The sequence below is a fragment of the Alsobacter sp. SYSU BS001988 genome, from assembly GCF_054796215.1.
In genome coordinates, this window is record NZ_JBTAMK010000006.1 from 151,113 (window position 1) to 172,139 (window position 21,027).

At 69.7% G+C, this 21,027-nt stretch carries 20 protein-coding genes; 17 read left to right on the forward strand and 3 right to left on the reverse strand.

All coding sequences use genetic code 11. The features are described from left to right. The first annotated feature begins 199 nt into the window (after positions 1–199). The 4 genes from ACYVO7_RS13935 (at position 200) to ACYVO7_RS13950 (ending at position 4,216) form a co-directional block, all read left to right on the forward strand. Positions 200–1,333 carry a transglycosylase SLT domain-containing protein gene (locus ACYVO7_RS13935; RefSeq protein WP_460450425.1) on the forward strand — a complete coding sequence of 378 codons (1,134 nt, stop codon included), beginning with the start codon at positions 200–202 and terminating at the stop codon, positions 1,331–1,333. A 78-nt stretch (positions 1,334–1,411) separates the two neighbouring features. Further along, positions 1,412–2,308 (forward strand): extensin-like domain-containing protein, encoded by an 897-nt coding sequence (locus ACYVO7_RS13940; protein WP_460450426.1) that lies wholly within the window; start codon positions 1,412–1,414, stop codon positions 2,306–2,308. Between the two features lie 83 nt (positions 2,309–2,391). Next, the gene (locus ACYVO7_RS13945) at positions 2,392–3,534 is read left to right on the forward strand and encodes a L,D-transpeptidase family protein (protein WP_460450427.1); all 1,143 of its coding nucleotides are present in this window, start codon (positions 2,392–2,394) and stop codon (positions 3,532–3,534) included. Between the two features lie 70 nt (positions 3,535–3,604). Continuing rightward, complete coding sequence (locus tag ACYVO7_RS13950) at positions 3,605–4,216, forward strand: MOSC domain-containing protein (protein ID WP_460450428.1); 612 nt, start codon at positions 3,605–3,607, stop codon at positions 4,214–4,216. Between the two features lie 3 nt (positions 4,217–4,219). Here ACYVO7_RS13950 and ACYVO7_RS13955 read toward each other — a convergent pair whose 3' ends face one another. Then, entirely contained in the window at positions 4,220–4,393 is a 174-nt protein-coding gene (locus ACYVO7_RS13955; protein ID WP_406858201.1) for a DUF1328 domain-containing protein, read from the reverse strand. Positions 4,394–4,616: 223 nt separating this feature from the next. Between ACYVO7_RS13955 and infA the strand changes: the two genes are divergently transcribed. From infA to guaA, 10 genes are all read left to right on the forward strand, one after another. Then, the gene (gene infA, locus ACYVO7_RS13960; RefSeq protein ID WP_460450429.1) at positions 4,617–4,895 is read left to right on the forward strand and encodes a translation initiation factor IF-1; all 279 of its coding nucleotides are present in this window, start codon (positions 4,617–4,619) and stop codon (positions 4,893–4,895) included. 135 nt (positions 4,896–5,030) lie between these two features. After that, the gene (locus ACYVO7_RS13965; protein ID WP_460450430.1) at positions 5,031–6,503 is read left to right on the forward strand and encodes a DHA2 family efflux MFS transporter permease subunit; all 1,473 of its coding nucleotides are present in this window, start codon (positions 5,031–5,033) and stop codon (positions 6,501–6,503) included. 69 nt (positions 6,504–6,572) lie between these two features. Beyond that, entirely contained in the window at positions 6,573–7,001 is a 429-nt protein-coding gene (gene arfB / locus ACYVO7_RS13970; protein WP_460450431.1) for an alternative ribosome rescue aminoacyl-tRNA hydrolase ArfB, read from the forward strand. A 170-nt stretch (positions 7,002–7,171) separates the two neighbouring features. Continuing rightward, positions 7,172–7,588, forward strand: coding sequence for a response regulator (locus ACYVO7_RS13975; protein WP_460450432.1), 417 nt, complete (start codon positions 7,172–7,174; stop codon positions 7,586–7,588). Positions 7,589–7,797: 209 nt separating this feature from the next. Beyond that, positions 7,798–8,925 carry a Ppx/GppA phosphatase family protein gene (locus ACYVO7_RS13980; RefSeq protein WP_460450433.1) on the forward strand — a complete coding sequence of 376 codons (1,128 nt, stop codon included), beginning with the start codon at positions 7,798–7,800 and terminating at the stop codon, positions 8,923–8,925. Next, positions 8,922–9,722 (forward strand): RlmE family RNA methyltransferase, encoded by an 801-nt coding sequence (locus tag ACYVO7_RS13985; RefSeq protein ID WP_460450434.1) that lies wholly within the window; start codon positions 8,922–8,924, stop codon positions 9,720–9,722. Before ACYVO7_RS13980 ends, ACYVO7_RS13985 begins: the two co-directional genes overlap by 4 nt. Before the next feature lie 168 nt (positions 9,723–9,890). Beyond that, the gene (gene guaB, locus ACYVO7_RS13990; RefSeq protein ID WP_460450435.1) at positions 9,891–11,369 is read left to right on the forward strand and encodes an IMP dehydrogenase; all 1,479 of its coding nucleotides are present in this window, start codon (positions 9,891–9,893) and stop codon (positions 11,367–11,369) included. A gap of 4 nt (positions 11,370–11,373) precedes the next feature. Next, entirely contained in the window at positions 11,374–11,784 is a 411-nt protein-coding gene (locus ACYVO7_RS13995; RefSeq protein ID WP_460450436.1) for an MAPEG family protein, read from the forward strand. 13 nt (positions 11,785–11,797) lie between these two features. Further along, on the forward strand, positions 11,798–13,099 hold the full coding sequence (locus tag ACYVO7_RS14000) for an RsmB/NOP family class I SAM-dependent RNA methyltransferase (RefSeq protein WP_460450437.1): 1,302 nt from the start codon (positions 11,798–11,800) through the stop codon (positions 13,097–13,099). 38 nt (positions 13,100–13,137) lie between these two features. After that, positions 13,138–14,727 (forward strand): glutamine-hydrolyzing GMP synthase, encoded by a 1,590-nt coding sequence (gene guaA / locus ACYVO7_RS14005; RefSeq protein ID WP_460450438.1) that lies wholly within the window; start codon positions 13,138–13,140, stop codon positions 14,725–14,727. Positions 14,728–14,984: 257 nt separating this feature from the next. Here the strand turns inward: guaA and ACYVO7_RS14010 are convergent, their stop codons facing one another. Beyond that, on the reverse strand, positions 14,985–15,356 hold the full coding sequence (locus ACYVO7_RS14010; RefSeq protein ID WP_460450439.1) for a hypothetical protein: 372 nt from the start codon (positions 15,354–15,356) through the stop codon (positions 14,985–14,987). Between the two features lie 2 nt (positions 15,357–15,358). After that, positions 15,359–15,985: an acyl-homoserine-lactone synthase gene (locus ACYVO7_RS14015; protein WP_460450440.1), complete on the reverse strand. Its 627-nt coding sequence runs from the start codon at positions 15,983–15,985 to the stop codon at positions 15,359–15,361. Between the two features lie 440 nt (positions 15,986–16,425). Here ACYVO7_RS14015 and ACYVO7_RS14020 point away from each other — a divergent pair, with 440 nt between their 5' ends. The 3 genes from ACYVO7_RS14020 (at position 16,426) to ACYVO7_RS14030 (ending at position 21,018) form a co-directional block, all read left to right on the forward strand. Continuing rightward, positions 16,426–17,160: a helix-turn-helix transcriptional regulator gene (locus ACYVO7_RS14020; RefSeq protein ID WP_460450441.1), complete on the forward strand. Its 735-nt coding sequence runs from the start codon at positions 16,426–16,428 to the stop codon at positions 17,158–17,160. 211 nt (positions 17,161–17,371) lie between these two features. Continuing rightward, the gene (locus tag ACYVO7_RS14025) at positions 17,372–19,522 is read left to right on the forward strand and encodes a peptidase domain-containing ABC transporter (protein ID WP_460450442.1); all 2,151 of its coding nucleotides are present in this window, start codon (positions 17,372–17,374) and stop codon (positions 19,520–19,522) included. Between the two features lie 98 nt (positions 19,523–19,620). Beyond that, entirely contained in the window at positions 19,621–21,018 is a 1,398-nt protein-coding gene (locus tag ACYVO7_RS14030; protein WP_460450443.1) for an HlyD family type I secretion periplasmic adaptor subunit, read from the forward strand. The last annotated feature ends 9 nt before the right edge of the window (positions 21,019–21,027 follow it).

Consider the following 21,027-nt stretch of genomic DNA (forward strand, 5'->3'; position numbering starts at 1 on the left):
CATAGCAACATGCGGTTGGACCGCATGGTTAAGCTTGCTCTTTGCGTGATTGACCGCCCACGAGGGCCGGAATTGCCTGTTTAAGCGTCTGTAGTCTCACGGACGCGTGATGGCCTGCCGCAATCCGGCCACATCCGACCTTCAAGGACGGTTAACAACGAGTTGTCGCCCCCGTGGCGACGGCGCACGTGGAGACATCATGCTGAAAACGCAAGCCGTCCAGCAGGCCGAGCGGCATCCGGCGCCTTCACGGGACGCGGTATCGGGCATTCATCACGCCGATAACGCAGAATCCCGCCCGGTGTTCCCGGAAAGCCACAAAGTCCGTTCCGGGGTGGCCGCGAAGGCGATGCGGTGGTGCTTCGCCATCGTGGCCGGGACCGTCCTGTCGGGCATCGTGCCGGCCGTCGCGACGGCGCCCTCCATGACCTTCGTCCCCGCCCGCGAGTTCGATCGGGACCGGCTGCCGGCCATCGCGCTGGCCATCGCCCACAGCGTTCCCGGATTCGCGGAGCGCGCCATCCAGGGCCGCATGTTCTCGCTGCCCGGCGAAGCCGACACGGACGCCGACGCCGACGCCGACGCTGACGGACAGCCCAAGGCCGCCGGCGTCATGCAGCCCGATCCCGACGAGAAGCTGCGCTTCGGCTCGCTCGGCATCCCGCGCAAGATGGTGATGACCATGCTGCGCGCGGCCGAGCAGGCCGAGGTGGACCCGGTCTATCTCATGGCGCTCGCCGACAAGGAGTCGAGCTTCCGCCCCGAGGTGAAGGCGTCCACCTCCTCGGCGCAGGGGCTGTTCCAGTTCATCGAGTCGACCTGGCTGGAGATCGTGCACGACTACGGGTCGCGCCATGGCCTCGCCTGGGAGGCTTCGCTGATCGACACCTCGGGCGAGAAGCCGATGGTGAAGTCCCCGTCGGACCGCGAGCGCATCCTCGACCTGCGCCGCGACCCCTACATCGCCGCCGTGATGGCGAGCGAGCTGATGAAGCGCGACCGCGCCCAGGTGGCGTTCCGCATCGGCCGCGACCTGAAGCCGGCCGAGCTCTATCTGACGCACTTCCTCGGCCCGCAGGACGCCGCCACGCTGCTCGAGCTGCAGCGCTCCAAGCCGGAGAAGGCCGCCTCGAAGGAATTCCCGTCGGCGGCGCGGGCCAACAAGTCGATCTTCTTCGCCAGCAAGGGCCGGCGCCTCAAGCCGCTCAGCGTCGGCGAGGTCTATGGCCGCATCGAAGACATGATCTCGGTTCGCCTGGAGCGCTACACCAGCGTGGGCAGCTTCAGCGCCCCGGTCTACGCGTCCGCCGCGGACGTCCGGACCGACGACTGAGGACGGTCCGCCGCGGCGCGGTCGCGCCGGGCGTGCGAATGCAGACGAACCCGCGCGCAGCGTGAGCGTTGGGGGAGGGTGAGCAAAACAGCCCTCCCTTCCGCGATCCGATCCACGCTCCTCGCCGCGGCGGCTTTGGCCGCTGTCGGCTTCAGCGCGGCGCAGCATCCCTCGATCGCGGCGGAGACTCCGCCGCCCGGTTTGGCCGGCGAAGGCGCCGCGCCGCTGCCGCCCAACAGGCCCGCCGAGTTCGGGGCGCAGCCCCAGGCCAGGTCCAGGCCGGGCTCCCCGCCCGGCGCAGCCGTCGACGACAAGGCCGGCGACCAGGCCGTCGTCGCCCCGCTGCCCCCCGAACGCCCGCGCGATCTGGAGAACCTTCCGCCCCCGGTGCAGAACCGGCCCGTGGCGAAGGAGGACGAGACGCCGCCCGGGCCCGACGACGAGGGCTGCGCGGACCGGCTCGCCAGGCTGGGCGTCGTGGCCAAGCCGCTCCCCCCAATCGAGAACGGGGCCTGCGGCGCCCCCCGGCCCTACGAGGTCAGCGGGCTTCCCGACGGGGTGGCGCTGTCGCCGCCCGTCACCCTCACATGCCCGGCGGCCGAAGCGCTCGCCACATGGTCGCGCGACGTGGTCAGCGTCGCGGCCGAGCGCGAACTCAACGCCCCGGCCAAGCGCATCGCCATCGGCACGTCCTACGAGTGCCGCTCCCAGAACCACCAGACCGGCGCCAAGCTGAGCGAGCACGCCTTCGCCAACGGCGTCGACGTGGCGGGCTTCGATTTCGAGAAACGGGCCAGCGTCACGGTCGGCCAGGCCGGGCCGGACACCCCGGAGGGGCGCTTCTCGGCCGCGGTGCGCAGCGGCGCGTGCCGGTATTTCACGACCGTGCTGGGTCCCGGCGCCAACGCCGAGCACGCCGACCATCTGCATCTCGACCTGCGGGCCCGCAACCGCGGCTATCGCATCTGCGAATAGAACCGTCGGCGGGGCGGCGTCCGGGAACGCAAGCGCTGCCATGGCATTGTTGAAGGACGACGCCAGCGGGGCCGGGGATGAGAATGATGAACAAGATTGTCTGGGCGCTTTTGCTGAGCGGCGCGGCGGGCGCCGCGCTCACCGGAGCGGCGGAGGCCAAGGCCGCCAGGTCCGCTCCCGTGAAGCTCGATCTCGACACGATCAACGCGGCCGCCATGCCGCCCGAGGCGCCCGCGCCCAAGCCGGACGACGCCCGCAAGAAGCCGGCGAAGGTCGTTCCCGGATATCTGAAGGCCCAGGTCCTCCTGGACCGGCAGCGTTTCTCGCCGGGCGCCATCGACGGCAAGGACGGCGACAACTTCCGCAAGGCTCTCAGCGCCTTCCAGCAGGCCCGCAACCTGCCTGTCACCGGCAATCTCGACCAGGCCACCTGGGATGCCCTGAACGCCGACCAGAAGCCGGCCATGATGCGCTACGAGATCAAGGCGGCGGACCTCAAAGGTCCGTTCGTCAAGAAGATTCCGGCCCAGCTGGAGAAGCAGGCCGAGCTGGACAAGCTCGGCTACAAGACGCCGCGCGAAATGTTCGCCGAGAAATTCCATGTCGACGAGGACTTCCTGGCGCGGCTCAACCCGAAGGAGTCCTTCAAGAAGCCGGGCGACGAGATCCTCGTGCCCGACGTCGAGCGCCCGCGCTCGGACGCCAAGGTGAGCCGGGTCGAGATCGACAAGGAGGCCCGGCTGCTGCGCGCCTTCGACCAGGGCGGCGCCCTGATGGCCGCCTACCCGGCGTCGATCGGCAGCGAGGACAAGCCGGCGCCCTCGGGATCCTTCAAGATCACCGCCGTGGCGAAGAACCCGGTCTATCACTACGACCCGAAATTCGCGTTCAAGGGCGTCAAGACCAAGGAGAAGTTCACGGTCGCGGCGGGCCCCAACAACCCGGTCGGGGCGGTGTGGATCGACCTGTCGGAGCCGACCTACGGCATTCACGGCGCCCCGGAGCCGAGCCGCATCGGCCGCAGCTTCTCGCATGGCTGCGTTCGCCTGACGAATTGGGACGCGCTGGACCTCGCCGGGATGGTGAAGAAGGGCGTGGACGTGGTGTTCGACGATGCGAGCCCGGCCAATGTGACGACGGGCGCGATCGCCGCAACGCCGCCGGCCGACGTCAAGCCTGCGCCCGAGGCCGCCGCGAAGGCCCCGGCCAAGAAGGCCGCCAAATAGCGGGCGTGAAGGCCGGAGCTGGCGCGATCGCCCGGGCCTGACTATGGTCCCCGCGATTCAGCGGGGGCCCATGTCGCAGGCGCGCGAAGACACGGCGATCCATCCGGCCCGCGTCATCCGGGCCCGGGCGGCGGCCGTCCTGGCGGCGGACGGGGAGGGGTTCGAAACCCGACCCGTCGACCAGGTCACGGTCGACTTCGAAGGCGTCGTGCTCGACGGCTTGCGGGGCGAGCGCCACCGCGGCCTCGCCCGTCCGGCCGACGCCCGGGTTCCGTGGTTTCCGCGCGGGACGCCGATCCGCAATTCCCGTCATCTCTCCCTGGTCAGCCAGGACGAGCTCGACGCCGTGGCGGCCGAACTCGGCCTTTCTGCGATCGAGCCCAGCTGGCTGGGCGCGAACCTCGTCATCGAAGGCGTTCCGGCGCTGTCCATGCTGCCGCGCGGCTCGCGGCTGGTCTTTCCGCAGGCGGCGACGCTGGCGGTGGAGGAGCAGAACGCGCCCTGCCGCAAGTCGGGCCACGCCGTCGCAAGGCGCGGCGGGGGCGACGCCAGGACGCCCTTCGCCTTCGTGCGGGCCGCGCGTCGGCGGCGCGGCTTGGTGGCCTGGGTGGAGCGTCCCGGCCTCATCCGCGTCGGAGACGCGGTGGAGGTCCGCATCCCCGAGCAATGGATCTACGCCTAGGCGTCAGAAGATCGCCTCGCCCGCCATCATGGCCAGGGCCAGCAGGACGACGAAGATCACCAGCGCCACCACGAAGAGGATCTTGGCGAGCCTGCCGGCCGCTGAAGACAGGCCCGTGAACCCCAGCGCGCCCGCGATGATCGAGATCACCAGGAAAATGAGGGCCCATTTCAGCATCGTTCGTCTCCCGAAGGGGTCTTGCGCGACCGGTGAGGATGTCCCGGCGCTAACCGCGAGCGACGCAGGAAGGTTCCTGCCCGGCCAAAGCCGCCGACGGCCGCCCCGCTGGCGCGCAAAGCGGCTTGCATCGGGCCGCGTCCATCTCATATGAGCTTCGAAAAACGGGAATCTGACGCGCCGTTGCGAGCCGCGGCGAGTCGTCACCATCGCAGGACGCGCCATGGCGAAGGAAGAACTGATGGAGTTTGAGGGTCTCGTCACCGAGATCCTTCCGGACGCCCGCTTTCGGGTTCAACTCGACGGCGGCCACGAGATCGTGGCCTACACGGCCGGCAAGATGAAGAAGCACCGGATCAAGACGCTGACCGGCGACCGGGTGACGGTGGAGATGTCGCCCTACGACCTGGAGAAGGGGCGGCTGATCTTCCGCCACAAGGACGAGCGGGCCGGCCCTCCGGGCGTCAGGCCGCCGGCGCGAGGCCAGTTCCGGCGCCGCTGACGCGGGCTGAAGCCGACTGCGCTGCAGGGCAGACATGCCCTGTCGCTTTTGGCGGCGCCGAGGCTGGAACGGCGCCCGGGATCGTGGCATTGGGGCCAGTCCGGCCTCTCGCCCCCCGCCCGGAGCCGTCGCCCGATGCCGAACGCCGTCGCCCCGCGATCCCGTTTTCCGCTGCCGCCCGAGCGGCTGGTGCCGCTGATCGTCGCGACGGCGCTGTTCATGGAGAACCTGGATTCGACGGTGCTGGCCACCTCGCTGCCGGCCATCGCGACGGATCTCGGGGCCAACCCGATCCATCTCAAGCTCGCGCTGACCTCCTACCTGCTGGCGCTGGCGATCTTCATTCCGGCGTCGGGCTGGCTCGCCGACCGGTTCGGGGCGCGGGTGATCTTCCGCCTCGCCATGGTGGTGTTCGCCGCGGGCTCCGTCGCATGCGGCTTCTCCTCCGACATCGGCGCGCTGGTGGCCGCCAGGGTCGTCCAGGGCATGGGCGGCGCCATGATGGTGCCGGTGGGCCGGCTCGTCGTGCTGCGCACGATCGATCGATCCCAAATCGTCGACGCGCTCGCCTGGCTGACCATCCCGGCGCTGCTGGGGCCGATCCTGGGGCCGCCGGTCGGCGGCTTCATCACGACCTATTTCAACTGGCGCTGGATCTTCTGGATCAACATCCCGATCGCGGCGCTGGGCGTCGTGCTGGCGACCATCCACATCCCCGACATCCGCGAGGACGTGCGGACGAAGTTCGACACGCTGGGCTTCCTCCTGGTCGGGCCTGGCCTCGCCGCCTTCCTGACGGGCGCGACCCTGGCGGGGCTGGACCTGCTGCCCGGTTCGGCGGTGGCGGGCCTCGTGGCGGGCGGCGCGCTGCTGCTGGCGCTCTATGTGCGCCATGCGCTCAGGGCCGAATCGCCCATCATCGACCTGCGGCTCCTGTCGCTTCCGACCTTCCGGGCGAGCCTGACCGGCGGGTTCCTGTTTCGGGTGGGCGTGGGCGCCACGCCGTTCCTGCTGCCGCTGCTGCTTCAGGCGGGCTTCGGCTATGACGCGTTCCGCTCGGGCCTCACCACCTTCGCGGCGGGCGTCGGTTCGCTTGTGATGAAGATCGTGGCCTCGCCCATCCTGCGCCGCTTCGGCTTCCGGCGCGTGCTGGTGGTCAACGCCGTGCTGTCCTCGGCGCTGGTCGCCGCGCCGGCGGCCTTCGGGGCGTCCACGCCGGTCCTCCTGATGCTCGCCGTGCTGGTGACGGGCGGCTTCCTGCGCTCGCTGCAGTTCACCTCGATCAACGCGGTCGCCTACGCCGACATGCCGGCCTCGAAGCTGTCGCGGGCGACGACCTTCGCGGCGGTGCTGCAGGAGCTCTCGGGCTCGATCGGGGTCTCGATCGCGGCCCTGGGGCTGGAGGCGGTCAGCCGCGTGGCGGGCGGCGACGTGCTCTCGCCCAGCCACTTTCCCTGGGTGTTCGGCCTGATCGGGCTCATCTCCATGTCGTCGGCGGCGATCTTCTGGCGCTCGCTGCCGCTCGGCGCCGGCGCGTCGCTCGTGGCGAGGCCGGTCGGCGGCGGCGCGCCGCTCGCCGCCAAGATGGGGCCGGCGGACAAGCCCTGAAGCCTCGCCGGAATTCGGCTAGGATGCGGCTTTCCCCTGGCGGGATGATTCCGACCCAAGCCGAGACCGATGGCCTCCATTCCGATCACGCCGCACATCACGCTGGACGAGAGCGAGGTCCAGGAGACCTTCGTGCGCGCCTCCGGGCCGGGCGGCCAGAACGTCAACAAGGTCGAAACCGCGGTGCAGCTGCGCTTCGACGTGGCGGGCTCGCCGTCGCTGCCGGACCCCGTCCGGGCCCGCCTGTCCCGGCTCGCAGGCGGCAGGCTGACCAATGACGGGATCCTCATCATCAACGCCCAGCGCTTCCGGACGCAGGAGCGAAACCGGCAGGACGCGCTGGATCGCCTGATCGAACTGATCAGGCGGGCGGCCGTGGCCCCGAAAGTGCGCCGGCCGACCCGTCCGACGCTGGCCTCCAAGACGCGCCGCCTCGATTCCAAGTCGAAACGGGCCGGGGTCAAGAAGATGCGGACGGGACGCCCGTCCGAAGATTAGGAATTACAACTTCCACGTTTAATAGAACAAGACACAATCATTACGATTGTTGGACTCAAATTCATTTGGACCTGCGCGATTCAGCGTCTCGAAAGACTTCTCTGCCATGCTGTTCCCGTGTTGAAGGAACGAGAACAATGATTGGCAATCCCCGGTTTCCGGACATTTTGGTGCTTGTCGCCGACTCCAGCGAATTCACGCGGCGCATCGTGCGCGACACCTTGCGCATCTCCGGCGTGAAGCGGTTCCTGGATGCGTCCGACGGGTCCAACGCGATCAAGACGACGCTCCGGTCCAATCCCGATCTCCTGATCGTCTCGGACGAGCTCCCCCATGTGGGGGGCATCGACGTGGCCCGCGCCCTGCGGCGGGTGCCGAATTTCCAGTCTCCCGTCCTCCTGATGACGTCGCAGCCGTCGCCCGAACTCATCGACAACGCGCTCGACGTCGGCATCCGCGACATCGTCTCCAAGCCGCTGACCCACAGCGCCATCTGGAGCCGGGTGGAGTCGATCATCAAATCGGGCCGCATCAACATGTCGCGCAGCGAAGAGCCTCTGATGAAAGAGCTCACGCGCCGGCGCTGACCGATCGCGCGCCGTGATTTCGTCGGTCTGAAGAAAGAAAACGACTGCGGTCGCCCTCTGCGTCTCCGTGCTCCTTGTGATGGAGCCTGCGCCGTTGCTAAGCTCGATTCCAAGTGGATTGAGAGGTGCCGACGGTGTCGCCGGTCGAAGATGGAGGAGCCGCAGCGTTCGCAGAGACAGATCCGGGTTCCGCAGCGGCGAGCGCCGGCTTGCGGCAGCCCCCTGTCGCCGTGGGCCGATCGACCGTCGGACCGTCCGCCCTGATCGGCGGCGCGCCGATCGCGAACCCGTATCCCGGGCCGGGGAGATCCGCCCAGGGTTACGCCGGCCATGGGCGCGCCCGCGACCACCGCACCTATGCGGCGCTGGACCTCGGAACCAACAATTGCCGGCTGCTGGTGGCGCGACCCTCCGGGGACGGGTTCCGGGTCGTGGACGCCTTCTCGCGCATCGTCCGGCTCGGGGAGGGGCTCGGCGGCTCCAGCCGCCTGCGCGAGACCGCGATCGACCGGACCATCGACGCGCTCCATGTCTGCCGGACCAAAATGGAGGCCCGCGGCGTCACGCGCGCCCGCCTGATCGCCACGGAGGCGTGCCGGGCGGCCGAGAACGGCGCCGATTTCATCGCCCGGGTGCGCGAGGAGACCCTGCTCGACCTCGAGGTCGTCGACCGCGAGACGGAGGCGCATCTCGCCGTCGCCGGATGCGCCGCCCTGGCGGATCCGCACGCCGAGGGCGCGATGCTGTTCGACATCGGCGGCGGGTCTTCCGAACTCGCCTGGCTGAGCGGCTCCGCCCGGGACAGGCGAAGCCTGCGCCAGCGGGTCAAGGCCTGGACGTCGCTGCCGGTCGGGGTCGTCACGCTGGCCGAGCGCCATGGCGGCATCGTCGTGGACCGGCCGGGATTCGAGGCGATGGTCGCCGAAGTGAGGGGCCTCATGGCGGGCTTCGCCGCGGAGCTCACGACGGCGCGCCGTTGCGACCGGTTCCATCTCCTCGGGACGTCGGGCACGGTCACCACCATCGCGGGCGTGCATCTCGGCCTGAAACGCTATGACCGGCGGCAGGTGGACGGCGTCTGGATGCAGGACGACGACGTCTCGGCCGTCATCGAGCAGTTGCTCGGCATGTCGTTCGAGGATAGGGCTGCCAACCCGTGCATCGGCAACGAGCGCGCCGACCTCGTTCTCGCCGGCTGCGCCATCCTCGAAGCGATCCGCCGGACCTTTCCGTCCCGGCGGCTTCGCATCGCCGATCGCGGCTTGCGCGAAGGAATTCTGATGCAGCTGATGGACGAGGACGGCGTGTGGGGACCCGGCCGGAGGCCGAACGCGTGAGCGCCCCCGGTTCCGGATCGGGCCGCGAGGGCGGCCGGTCGCTGAAGCAGAGGGTCAAGACCGCCAAGAAGCGCACCGTCTCGCAGACGCGGTGGCTGGAGCGGCAGCTGAACGATCCCTATGTGGCGCAGGCCAAGCGCGAGGGCTACCGCTCCCGCGCCGCCTACAAGCTCATCGAGATGGACGAGAAGTTCCACCTGCTGAAGCCGGGCCAGAAGGTCGTCGACCTCGGCGCGGCGCCCGGCGGCTGGTCGCAGATCGCGGCCCGCAAGGTGGGCTCCGTCGGCGGGAAGGGGAGGGTGATCGGCATCGACCTCCTCGACATCGATCCCATCCCGGGCGTCGAGTTCACCGTGATGGACTTCCTCGACGCGGACGCCCCCGAGCGGCTGAAAGCGATGCTGGGCGGCCCGGCCGACGTGGTCATGTCCGACATGGCCGCCAACGCCACCGGCCACAAGAAGACCGACCATCTGAAGATCGTGGCGCTGGCCGAGCTCGCCATCGAGTTCGCCCGCGAGATCCTGGCCCCCGGCGGCGCCTTCGTGGCGAAGGTCCTGCAGGGCGGGACCGAAAGCACGCTCCTGGCCAACCTGAAGCGTGACTTCGCCACGGTCCGGCACGTGAAGCCCGCGGCGAGCCGCGCCGGCTCGGCCGAGCTCTACGTGCTGGCCACCGGCTTTCGCGGGCGAGCCGCGGGACCGGATCGCGACCCGCGCGTCCGCGGCTTTGACGAGACGCCGGAGGAGACGGGGTGGAATCCCGGGGCGCCGAGGCCGCCCGAGACCAAGGCCTAGCGGAGGGCCCGCGCGGTCCTTCGCAGGCCTGTCATGCCTCTGCTGCGCTGCAAAATCCTTTCGACTCTCGCCGGGGCGTGCTAACTGCACGCGCCAACTCGTTCAGAAGCGCCGGGCCCCTTCCCGCAGCGCTATTTTCGTATATCCGATGGGGCAGAGGAGTTGGCCATGGCGATCATCCGCGAAGCGCTCACATTCGATGACGTGCTCCTGCAGCCCGGACACTCCGAAGTCATGCCCGGCGAGGTGGACGTCTCCACCCGCCTGACCCGCACGATCCGGCTTTCGCTGCCCATCATCTCCTCGGCCATGGACACCGTGAGCGAGGCCCCCATGGCCATCGCGATGGCGCAGGCGGGCGGCCTGGGCGTCCTGCACCGCAATTTCGATCCCGACGCGCAGGCCGCCGAAGTGCGCAAGGTCAAGAAGTTCGAGAGCGGCATGGTGGTGAACCCCGTCACCATCCACCCGGACGAGACGCTCTCCGACGCGCTCGACCTGATGCGCCGCCACACCATCTCCGGCATCCCGGTCGTGGAGCGCGGGCCGGCCGGCAAGCCCGGCATGCTGGTCGGCATCCTGACCAACCGCGACGTGCGCTTCGCCACCAGCCCCGAGCAGCCCGTCTCCGAGCTGATGACCAAGGACCGGCTCATCACCGTGCGCGAGGGCGTGGGCCAGGACGAGGCCAAGCGGCTCCTGCATCAGTTCCGCATCGAGAAGCTGCTGGTGGTGGACGACCACTATCGCTGCATCGGGCTGATCACCGTCAAGGACATGGAGAAGCAGGTCACGCACCCGAACGCCTCCAAGGACGAGGCCGGGCGCCTGCGGGTGGCGGCGGCGACCACTGTCGGCGAAACGGGCTTCCTGCGCGCCGAGATGCTCATCGACGCGGGCTGCGACGTGATCGTGGTCGACACCGCGCACGGCCATTCCCAGCGCGTGCTGGAATCGGTGACCCGGATCAAGAAGCTGTCGAACTCCGTGCAGGTGATGGCCGGAAACGTCGCCACCGCCGACGGGACGCGGGCCCTGATCGACGCCGGCGCGGACGCCGTGAAGATCGGCATCGGGCCCGGCTCCATCTGCACCACCCGCATCGTGGCCGGCGTCGGCGTGCCGCAGCTCACCGCCATCATGGACGCCTGCGAGGTCGGCCTGAAGGCCGACATCCCGATCATCGCCGACGGCGGCATCAAGTTCTCGGGCGACCTCGCCAAGGCGCTCGCCGCCGGGGCCGAATGCGCCATGGTGGGATCGCTGCTGGCCGGCACGGACGAGAGCCCCGGCGAGGTGTTCCTCTACCAGGGCCGGTCCTACAAGGCCTATCGCGGCATGGGATCGGTGGGCGCCATGGCGCGCGGCTCCGCCGACCGCTACTTCCAGCAGGACATCAAGGACGCCCTGAAGCTGGTGCCCGAGGGCATCGAGGGCCAGGTCGCCTATAAGGGGCCGGTCGGCGGCGTGCTGCACCAGCTCGCCGGCGGCCTGCGCGCCGCCATGGGCTATGTGGGCGCGGCGTCCCTCGCCCAGCTGCGCGAGCGGGCCCAGTTCGTGCGCATCACTTCGGCGGGGCTGCGCGAGAGCCACGTCCACGACGTGACGATCACCCGCGAGAGCCCGAACTATCCGGGCAGGGCCTGAGCCCATGGCCCTGGTCTATCCGGTCCTCGCCCAGATCCTCCTCACCTTCGTGATGCTCTTCGCCACGGGCGGCGCGCGGTTCAAGGCCCTCAAGAGCAAGCGGGTGCGGATGTCGCAGATCGCGGTCTCGTCCGAGGCGTGGCCGGAGGACGTGCGCAAGTTCAGCAACAACTACGCGAACCAGTTCGAGACGCCGGTGCTCTTCTACGCGCTGGCGGGCGTCGCCATCTTCATCCGGGCGACCGACATCGTCATGGTGACGCTGGCCTGGCTGTTCGTGGTCACGCGCGTGCTCCACGCCGTCGTGCATACGGGCGGCAACGACGTGCCGACCCGCTTCCGCATCTTCCTGGCCGGCGTCGCGGTGCTGATCATCATGTGGGCGTTGATCGTCCTGAGGCTGCTGTTTCCATGACCCGGTTCGTTCCATGACCCCCGCCGCACGCCTCTCCGCCGCCATCGAAGTCCTGGCCGACATCGACGCCCGCCGACGGCCGGCCGGGGACGCCCTGAAGGATTGGGGCCTGTCTCACCGCTTCGCCGGCTCGGGCGACCGCTCCGCCATCGGCAGCCTCGTCTATGACGCGCTGCGCCGGAAGGCTTCGTCCGCCTGGCTGGTCGAATCGGAGACGCCGCGCGCCGTGCTCTTGGGCGCGTTGAAGCTGTCGCGCGGCTGGGACGTCGAGCGGATCGCCGCCCTCTGCTCGGGCGACCGCTTCGCCCCCGAGCCGCTGACCGAGCACGAGCGCGCCGCGCTCGAGACGCGGACGCTGGAGGGCGCGCCCGCCTGGGTGGCGGGCGACTATCCCGAATGGCTGGACCGGCCGCTGGCCGACGCCTTCGGGGAGCGCCGCGCCGCCGAGATGGCGGCCCTGGCCGCCCGGGCGCCCGTCGACATGCGGGTCAACACGCTCAAGGTCGACCGCGAGAAGGCTTTGGCCGAGCTGGCGCATTTCGGGGCCGAGCCGACGCCGCTGTCGCCGATCGGGCTGCGCATCACGCTCGGCGAGGATGCGCGCGCCCCGGCCGTGCAGGCCGAGCCCGCCTTCCAGAAGGGCTGGATCGAGATCCAGGACGAAGGATCGCAGCTCGCCGCCCTGATGGCGGCCGCCGATCCCGGCATGCAGGTCGTCGACCTGTGCGCCGGCGGCGGCGGCAAGACGCTGGCCTTGGCGGCGCAGATGGACAATCGCGGGCAGATCTTCGCGACCGACAGCGACAAGCGGCGCCTCGCGCCCATTTTCGACCGGCTCACCCGGGCCGGCGTGCGCAACGTCCAGGTCAAGGCCCAGAAGGGGCGCGACGACCTCGAGCCGCTCTCCGACGTGCGCGGCCACGCCGACCTCGTGATGGTCGACGCGCCCTGCACGGGCGTCGGCACCTGGCGCCGCAACCCGGACGCCAAGTGGCGTGTGCGCCCCACCAGCCTGGAGACCCGCATCGCCGAACAGGCCGCCGTGCTCGACCGCGCCGCCGCCATGGTGAAGCCGGGCGGACGCATCGCCTATGTCACGTGCTCGGTGCTGCCGGCCGAGAATGACGGCGCGGTGGAGACCTTCCTGGTCCGCAGCGGCCGTTTCGAGGTCATCGACCCCGCGCGCGCGGCGGCGGACGCCGGCCTGGCGCCCCTGGCCGATGTCGTCAGCGCCGGCGGCCACGGCGTGCAGATGAGCCCGCTGCGCACCGGCACGGACGGCTTCTACGTCTCCCTGTTGCGACGCCGCGACTGACCGCCCTCATCCGATAGCCCCGAACCGACCCGAGCGCCATGACCCAAGCCCCAGCATCCGGACCCCTCGCCACCGAGAACCAGCACGACAAGATCCTCATCGTGGACTTCGGCAGCCAGGTGACCCAGCTCATCGCGCGCCGGGTCCGGGAGGAGGGGGTCTATTCGGAGATCGTGCCCTTCCAGTCGGCCGAGGAGGCCTTCCGGCGCATGAAGCCGAGGGCCGTGATCCTGTCGGGCGGGCCTGAATCGGTGCATGAGGAAGGAAGCCCGCGCGCGCCGCAGGCGATCTTCGACAGCGGCGTGCCGGTGCTGGGGATCTGCTACGGGCAGATGACCATGGCGGCGCAGCTCGGCGGCGAGGTCGAGGGCGGCCATCACCGCGAATTCGGCCGCGCCGAAGTCGAGGTGCTGGACGAGGCGCCGCTGTTCCAGGACGTCTGGCGCAAGGGCGAGCGCTACCCGGTCTGGATGAGCCACGGCGACCGCATCACGCGCCTGCCGCCGGGCTTCACCCGCTTCGGCGTCTCGCCGAACGCGCCCTATGCGGTCATCGGCGACGCCGCGCGCGGCTATTACGGCCTGATGTTCCATCCGGAGGTGATCCACACCCCGCATGGGGCGGCGCTGATCCGCAACTTCGTCCGCCGGATCGCCGGCTGCGACGGCGACTGGTCGATGAAGGCGTTCCGCGAGGAGGCCATCGCCCGCATCCGCGCCCAGGTCGGGCAGGGGCGGGTGATCTGCGGCCTGTCGGGCGGCGTCGATTCCGCCGTCGCGGCGGTGCTGATCCACGAGGCGATCGGCGACCAGCTGACCTGCGTCTTCGTCGACCATGGCCTGCTGCGCCTCGCCGAGGCCGAGAAGGTCGTCGCCCTGTTCCGCGACAGCTACAACATCCCGCTGGTGCATGTGGACGCCGAGGACGCGTTCCTGGGCGCGCTCGCCGGGACCACCGACCCGGAGGCCAAGCGCAAGACCATCGGGCGCCTCTTCATCGAGACGTTCGAGGCCGAGGCCAAAAAGATCGGCGGGGCGGACTTCCTGGCCCAGGGCACGCTCTATCCCGACGTCATCGAGAGCGTCTCCTTCACGGGCGGCCCGTCCGTCACCATCAAGTCGCACCACAATGTGGGCGGCCTGCCCGAACGCATGAACATGAAGCTCGTGGAGCCGCTGCGCGAGCTCTTCAAGGACGAGGTGCGGGCGCTCGGCCGCGAGCTCGGCCTGCCCGAGGGCTTCGTCGGCCGGCATCCCTTCCCGGGGCCGGGCCTCGCCATCCGCATCCCGGGCGAGGTCACGAAGGAGAAGTGCGACATCCTGCGGCTCGCCGACGAGATCTACCTCGAGGAGATCCGCCGCGCCGGCCTCTACGACGACATCTGGCAGGCTTTCGCAGTCCTGTTGCCGGTGCGCACAGTCGGCGTGATGGGCGACGGCCGCACCTATGACAGCGTCTGCGCGCTGCGCGCCGTGACCTCCGTCGACGGCATGACGGCCGACTTCTACCCCTTCGACATGACCTTCCTGGGCCGCGCCGCCACCCGCATCATCAACGAAGTCCGCGGCATCAACCGCGTCGTCTACGACGTGACCTCGAAGCCGCCCGGCACGATCGAGTGGGAGTGAACGTCGCCCTCCCGGGGGCGTCCGACATTGCGCCAGAGCGCGGCGAAGCTCCCTGAAGTCTTAACCATCGCGCCGCTCGACCCTGTTGAGCGCGCGCGGCATGAACACGGGCGACCCGATCCGTTGACGCGGACGCCCGGTGCGCCGAATTTTCTGGCGCGTGCGCGAGCATGGGCCGCCACGGCGCCCCTGGATGCGGCATCGTGGGATGAAAGCGCTGGAAGCCGACGATCCGGCTCCTCTGCGCTGGCCCGCGGCTAGGGGGAGTGAGGCTCGAACGCCGTCGCGAGCGCTTCCAGCGTCGCCAGGCAGAGGTCCCCGTCATCTCGGAACGCGTCGATCGGCTGCATCAAACCGGCCTTGTTCCGCGTCATCACCCGGACGTGCGCCGAACCATCCGGCAAGACCCCCGCCATGTAGCCCTGCGCACGCACGGCCGAAAGCAGGAGCGCGTGGGACGCCTCGACCCAGGCGCAATGCTCGACCCAGCCCGACAGGCGTTCGACAGCCCGGCCGTCCAGGCGCGCGCAGACATGGGCCACGCGCCAGAACAGCGAGGGCGAAGGCGCCTCTGCGCTCGCGACGAGCTCCGAGAGGCTTTCGCGGGTTGCCTTGTGGGGAGCGGACATCGTCAGGCCGCCAGCGGCTCGACATGAGCGCGATCGGCCAGTCCGGCGCGGGCGGCGATCGTGCGAGAGACTTCGGTCGACACGTCCCACAGTCCCGCGAAAATCGGAGCCGTGAAGGGCGGAACGGCGCGACCGACGATTTCGGGGCTCCAGCCCGACCGCCGATAGATCCGCAGCATTCCGATCTCGGACACGCCCAGGATTTGCTTGACCCCGGCCCGTAAAGCCGTGTCGCAGATGCCCTGCAGGATTTCGCAGGTCGCGACGTTCAAGCCGGTCGGCGTCACGTGCCGGTCGAAATCCGGATGGATGCAGAACCGGGTGCATTCCCAGATCACCGGGCTCTGGATCTCGAGCGGCTCGTCGAACAGACTGTTGAAAATGTCCCGCATCATGTGCCGGCCGGTTGTCGGCAGGATCCGGACCGAGCCGCGGACACGGCCCGTCGGTTCGTCGATGGAGACCACATAGGCCGGGTTCAGGTCGTCGTAAGAGTCGCGCTCACGGCCGTTCTCGACCGCCACGTCCCAATTGAGGCGGTCTTTGAAGACCCGGGCGCGCATCCGGAACATCTCCTCGAACAGCTCCGGATAGGACGACTGCTGGCTTCCATAAACGGTGACGATCATGTGTCGCTCCTTCGTCTTCAGCGGCGATGGAGGCGATTGAGACCGAAAAACGAACCCTTGTGCATCGGCGGATCCGCCGGGGTGAACGCGACGCGGCGAAGGCTCCGGGGGCAAACAGCCACGGCGCAACGGACGATTCCGCTGCGCTCACGCTTAAGCCAGGAATGGGTGGCCGCCTCGGCCTGATTGTAGGAGTACGCCAGCCATGGGATGCCCCGCCACAGATCGCCTCTACGACGAACGACGCCAATTTCAGCACGTCATCGGCTGCTTGCTCTTTTGCGCGGCCGAGCTCGACACACGGGGGTTCCCCAGCGCCGCACGGGACCTTCACAGACTCTTGAAACAGCTGCAGGCCACGGCCGTCTTGGGGAGTTTGACATCGACCCGGAGAGCCCTCAAATTCACATCATTCAATTGATGAATTTCGAGGACGTCGGATGACCGTCGCAGTGCAGTCGCACGTGCTACTCGAACGCATCGACGCCGCCAAATCGGTGCGCCAGCTCAAAATCGCTCTCGTCGATTTTCTCCCCTACCTGCACATCAAGCACGCCGCTTATTGCGGCGTGCCTCCGCTGGAGGAGAACGACACCGGGAACTGGATCGTGCTCGTCACCTATCCGGACAGCTGGGTTCGGCACTACACCAACGAGGACTATTTCCGCACCGATCCCGTGATCCAGACCACCATGAAAGAAATCCTCCCCGTCGATTGGCGTGATCTGAGGCATGCGCACCCGCAGAGCCAGAAAATCATGGAGGAGGCGCAGGGCTACGGGATCGGCCACCAGGGCGTCGCATTCCCCATCCGGGGACCTTATGGGGACTTCGCCCTGTTCAACGTCACGTCCGATCTCGACGACGAAGCCTGGCGCGATCTGAAATCCGGTTGGATCAGCCACTGGCAGGAGCTCGGCTACTATCTGCACCGCCGGCTTTTCGAAATCTCCGGTTCGAAAATCTATGGAGGGTTGGCCAAGCTCTCGCCGCGGGAAACCGAGGCGCTGGAATTGACGTCTCGAGGCTTGAGCTCGGACGCAGTCGCAGAGGAGATGAAGATTTCCGAGCGCGTCGTGCGCGCGCATCTGGCGACCTGCCGACTGAAGCTGAACGCCCTGAACACCACGCATGCCGTCGCGCGGGCCGTGAGACTGCATCTGATCTCGATCTAGCGAAGCTAGGCCGTCTGACACCGCCGGCCGGCGGGCGTCAGCGAAGCGCGCCTAGGAACGCCGATCGCCTTCGCGGCCAGGGCCATGATGACCGCCGCCCTGTCGAGCGTCCCGGCGCACGACGCCAGGCGCGGCGCTTGATCTTGATTTTCTCAGCCGTGCGGCGCATTGCATCAGGCGGTTCTTGATAGTTGTCACACGTGGATTGCGCATGGCTGCCGAAGCTCCGCCGCAGCCCGACTCCGGCCTGCAGGGCCTGGCGGGGATCGCGGCCTATTTCCGCATCCCGGCGGATCCGGCGCATCTGGCGCGCGAGCTCGCCCTGGGCGAACGCCCGGCCGAGGCCGCGGACATCGTGCGGGCGGCGGGCCTGCTGGGCCTCAAGGCCCGCATCGTCCGCGACGCCTCCGCCAAGCGCCTCGCCGCGATCCCGACGCCCGCGCTGGCTCGGACGCGAGCGGGCGGCTTTCTCGTGCTCGGCGGCCTGACGCCGGACGGACTCTTTCGCACCGTCGATCCCGTCACCCGGGCGGACCGGCAGCGCCCGGTCGAGGAGGTCGCGGCCGAACTCGCGCCGGAGATCATCCTGGTCCAGCGGCGCGTCGGCGGGCCGGGGCTGGACCCGCAGGGCTTCAGCATCGCCTGGTTCGCGCCCTCGATCTGGCGCTATCGCGGCGCGCTCGCCCATGGGTTGCTGGCCTCGCTGGCGATCCAGCTTTTCGCCCTGGCGACGCCGCTGTTCTTCCAGGTGGTGATCGACAAGGTGCTGGTGCACCGCAGCGCCTCCACGCTCTACGTGCTGGTGGCGGGCCTCGTCCTGATCAACGTCTTCGACACGGCGCTCCAGTTCCTGCGCACCTATGCGCTCACCCACACCACCAACCGCATCGACGTCGAGCTCGGCCAGCGGCTCTTCGCCCATCTGCTGCGCCTGCCGGTCAGCTATTTCGAGACGAGGCCCGCCGGCCAGACCGTGGCGCGCATGCGCGAACTGGAGACGATCCGCTCCTTCCTGACCGGGCAGGCGCTGACCTCGGCGCTCGATCTCCTCTTCGCCGTCGTCTTCATCGCGGTGCTGTTTCTGTATTCGGCGAGGCTCGCGCTGATCGTGGTCGCCACCATCCCGCTCTACGTGCTGGTGGCGGCGCTGGTGGGGCCGGGCCTGCGCGAGCGCATCAAGGAGAAGTTCAACCGCGGCGCGCTCAGCCAGCAATTGCTGGTCGAGACCGTGGTGGGCGCGCAGACCGTCAAGGCGGCCGCCGTCGAGCCCGCCATGCGGGCCGAATGGGAGGAGAAGCTGGCCGCCTATGTGCGCACCGGCTTCTCGGCGACCCTGATGGCGGCGGCCGGGCAGGGCGCGGTCCAGTTCGTCAGCAAGCTCTCCACCGCGCTGCTGCTGCTCTTCGGCGCCGAGGCGGTGATGAGCGGCGAGCTCTCGGTCGGCGCGCTGGTGGCCTTCAACATGATCGCCGGCCAGGTGGCCCAGCCGGTGCTGCGCCTGTCGCAGCTGTGGCAGGACTTCCAGCAGGTCCGCATCTCGGTCGTGCGCCTCGGCGACATCCTGAACGCCCCGCCCGAGCCCGGCAGCCGCGCCATGGCGGCCTTGCCGCCGCCGCGCGGCGCCATCGAGTTTCGCCGCGTCAGCTTCCGCTACGCGCCGGGCGGGCAGGACGTCCTGAAGGACGTCTCCCTGTCGATCAGGGCCGGCGAGGTGGTGGCCATCGTCGGTCCGTCCGGGTCCGGCAAGAGTTCGCTCGCCAAGCTGGCGCAGCGCTTCTACGCGCCGCATGAGGGGCAGGTGCTGGTGGACGGGATCGACCTGGCGCAAGCCGACGCCTCGTGGCTGCGCCGGCACACCGGCGTCGTGCTGCAGGAGAACCTCCTGTTCAACCGCACCCTGCACGAGAACATCGCCTTCGCCGATCCGGCGATGCCGCGCGCCAAGGTCATGCACGTCGCCCGGCTGGCGGGGGCGGACGAGTTCATCGCCCGCCTGCCGGCCGGCTACGACACGCCCATCGAGGAGCGCGGCGCCAACCTGTCGGGCGGCCAGCGCCAGCGCGTCGCCATCGCGCGGGCGCTCGCCACCGATCCGCGCATCCTGATCCTCGACGAGGCCACCTCGGCGCTCGACTACGAGAGCGAGCGCATCATCCAGGCCAATATGCGCCACATCGCCAAGGGACGCACCGTGATCGTCATCGCCCACCGGCTCTCCACGGTGCGCCACGCCGACCGCATCGTCGGCATGCAGGACGGCCGCATCGTCGAGGTCGGCACGCATGATGAGCTGCTGGCCCGCCAGGGAGGCCTCTATGCACGCCTCTGGGCGATGCAGCGCGAGGGAGCGGCCGTCGCATGAACGCCGTCGCGCCGCCTCCCGCGCCGTCAGACGAAGGCGGCCCCGCTCCCGGCGGTCCGGCGCCCGCGCGGGCCGGGCGGACCCCGCCCGGGCCCCGGATGAGCCGAGCCGACAAGGAGTTCCTGCCGGCCGCCCTGGAGATCCTGGAGCGGCCCGCGTCCCCGGTCGCGCTCGCCCTGCTGCTGGCCATCTGCGTCTTCGCGGCGACGGCCCTGGCCTGGGCCTGGCTGGGCTGGACCGACATCGTCGCCGTGGCGCATGGCAAGCTGCAGCCGACCGGGCGCGTGAAGGTGGTGCAGCCGCTCGAGACGGGCCGGGTGAGGGCCATCGCCGCCCAGAACGGCGCCTCCGTGCAGGAAGGCGACGTGCTGGTGGAGCTCGATCCGGACGACGCCGTGGCGGAGGCCCGGGCCGCCGAGGCGGCCTTCGCCTCCTGGCGGGCCGAGGCCCTGCGGCGCGACGACGTGATCGCGCAGGCCTCGGCGGAGCTGCGCGCGCCTGCGGCGGCCGCTTGGCCGGACTTCATCCCCGCGCCGATCCGCGCCCGCGAGGACGCGGTGCGCCGGGCGGATCTTCGCAACCTCGCCGGGCAGCTCGCCTCCCTGGACGCCCAGGCCGCCCAGAAGCGGGCCGAGCGCCAGCGCATGATCGACACCATCGCCGCCCAGGAGGCCCTGATCGGCACCCTGCAGGAGCGCGTCACGATGCGCGCCGCCCTGCTGGGCGCGAACGCCGGCACGCGGTCCGGCGTGATCGACGCGACTGAATCGCTCCACTACCAGCGCATGGTGCTGGCCGGGCAGCAGGGCCAGCTGGCCGAGGCGGAACGCGCCATCGAGTCCATCGCGGCCGAGCGCGACAGGACGCTGCGCGCCTTCGTGGCGGACAACACGACCCGCATGGCCGAGGCGCAGCGCCAGGCCGAAGAGGCCGAGCAACGCTGGGCGCGGGCGCGCCTGAAAGTCGAGCGCATGACGCTGCGCAGCCCCGCCGCGGGCGTCGTGCAGGCGTCCAGCGTCACCTCGCTGGGGCAGGTGCTGGCCGCAGGCCAGGAGGTCATGCGCGTGGTGCCGCGCGACGCCGCGCTGGAGATCGAGGTCTATCTGGAGAACAAGGACATCGGCTTCGTCGCGGTCGGGCAGGAGGCCTCCATCAAGGTCGAGGCTTTCCCGTTCACCCGCTACGGCGTGCTGGAGGCCCGGGTGACGCGCGTCGCCAGGGACGCCATCCCGGAGCCCGACGCCCGCCAGATCGAGGGCGACCCCAGCCGCCCGACCGACAGCCGTTCTTCGACCGGCGCGGAACGCGTCCGCAGCCTCGTCTTTCCCGTCGTGCTGACGAGCGCCGCCACGCACGTCATGGCCGACGGCCGCGCCGCGCCTCTCTCGCCCGGCATGGCGGTCACCGCCGAGATCAAGACCGGCAAACGCCGCATCCTGGACTACCTCCTGTCTCCGCTCGCCGCCACGACGTCGGAAGCCCTGCGGGAGCGCTGATCGCCGGGC

What these genes read in the sequence shown, in the direction of transcription:
- ACYVO7_RS13935 (WP_460450425.1), top strand. Translation starts at nt 200, where the DNA reads ATGCTGAAAACGCAAGCCGTCCAGCAGGCCGAGCGGCATCCGGCGCCT.
- ACYVO7_RS13945 (WP_460450427.1), top strand. Translation starts at nt 2,392, where the DNA reads ATGATGAACAAGATTGTCTGGGCGCTTTTGCTGAGCGGCGCGGCGGGC.
- ACYVO7_RS13950 (WP_460450428.1), top strand. Translation starts at nt 3,605, where the DNA reads ATGTCGCAGGCGCGCGAAGACACGGCGATCCATCCGGCCCGCGTCATC.
- ACYVO7_RS13955 (WP_406858201.1), bottom strand. Translation starts at nt 4,393, where the DNA reads ATGCTGAAATGGGCCCTCATTTTCCTGGTGATCTCGATCATCGCGGGC.
- infA (WP_460450429.1), top strand. Translation starts at nt 4,617, where the DNA reads ATGGCGAAGGAAGAACTGATGGAGTTTGAGGGTCTCGTCACCGAGATC.
- ACYVO7_RS13965 (WP_460450430.1), top strand. Translation starts at nt 5,031, where the DNA reads ATGCCGAACGCCGTCGCCCCGCGATCCCGTTTTCCGCTGCCGCCCGAG.
- arfB (WP_460450431.1), top strand. Translation starts at nt 6,573, where the DNA reads ATGGCCTCCATTCCGATCACGCCGCACATCACGCTGGACGAGAGCGAG.
- guaB (WP_460450435.1), top strand. Translation starts at nt 9,891, where the DNA reads ATGGCGATCATCCGCGAAGCGCTCACATTCGATGACGTGCTCCTGCAG.
- ACYVO7_RS13995 (WP_460450436.1), top strand. Translation starts at nt 11,374, where the DNA reads ATGGCCCTGGTCTATCCGGTCCTCGCCCAGATCCTCCTCACCTTCGTG.
- ACYVO7_RS14000 (WP_460450437.1), top strand. Translation starts at nt 11,798, where the DNA reads ATGACCCCCGCCGCACGCCTCTCCGCCGCCATCGAAGTCCTGGCCGAC.
- guaA (WP_460450438.1), top strand. Translation starts at nt 13,138, where the DNA reads ATGACCCAAGCCCCAGCATCCGGACCCCTCGCCACCGAGAACCAGCAC.
- ACYVO7_RS14010 (WP_460450439.1), bottom strand. Translation starts at nt 15,356, where the DNA reads ATGTCCGCTCCCCACAAGGCAACCCGCGAAAGCCTCTCGGAGCTCGTC.
- ACYVO7_RS14015 (WP_460450440.1), bottom strand. Translation starts at nt 15,985, where the DNA reads ATGATCGTCACCGTTTATGGAAGCCAGCAGTCGTCCTATCCGGAGCTG.
- ACYVO7_RS14020 (WP_460450441.1), top strand. Translation starts at nt 16,426, where the DNA reads ATGACCGTCGCAGTGCAGTCGCACGTGCTACTCGAACGCATCGACGCC.
- ACYVO7_RS14025 (WP_460450442.1), top strand. Translation starts at nt 17,372, where the DNA reads ATGGCTGCCGAAGCTCCGCCGCAGCCCGACTCCGGCCTGCAGGGCCTG.
- ACYVO7_RS14030 (WP_460450443.1), top strand. Translation starts at nt 19,621, where the DNA reads ATGAGCCGAGCCGACAAGGAGTTCCTGCCGGCCGCCCTGGAGATCCTG.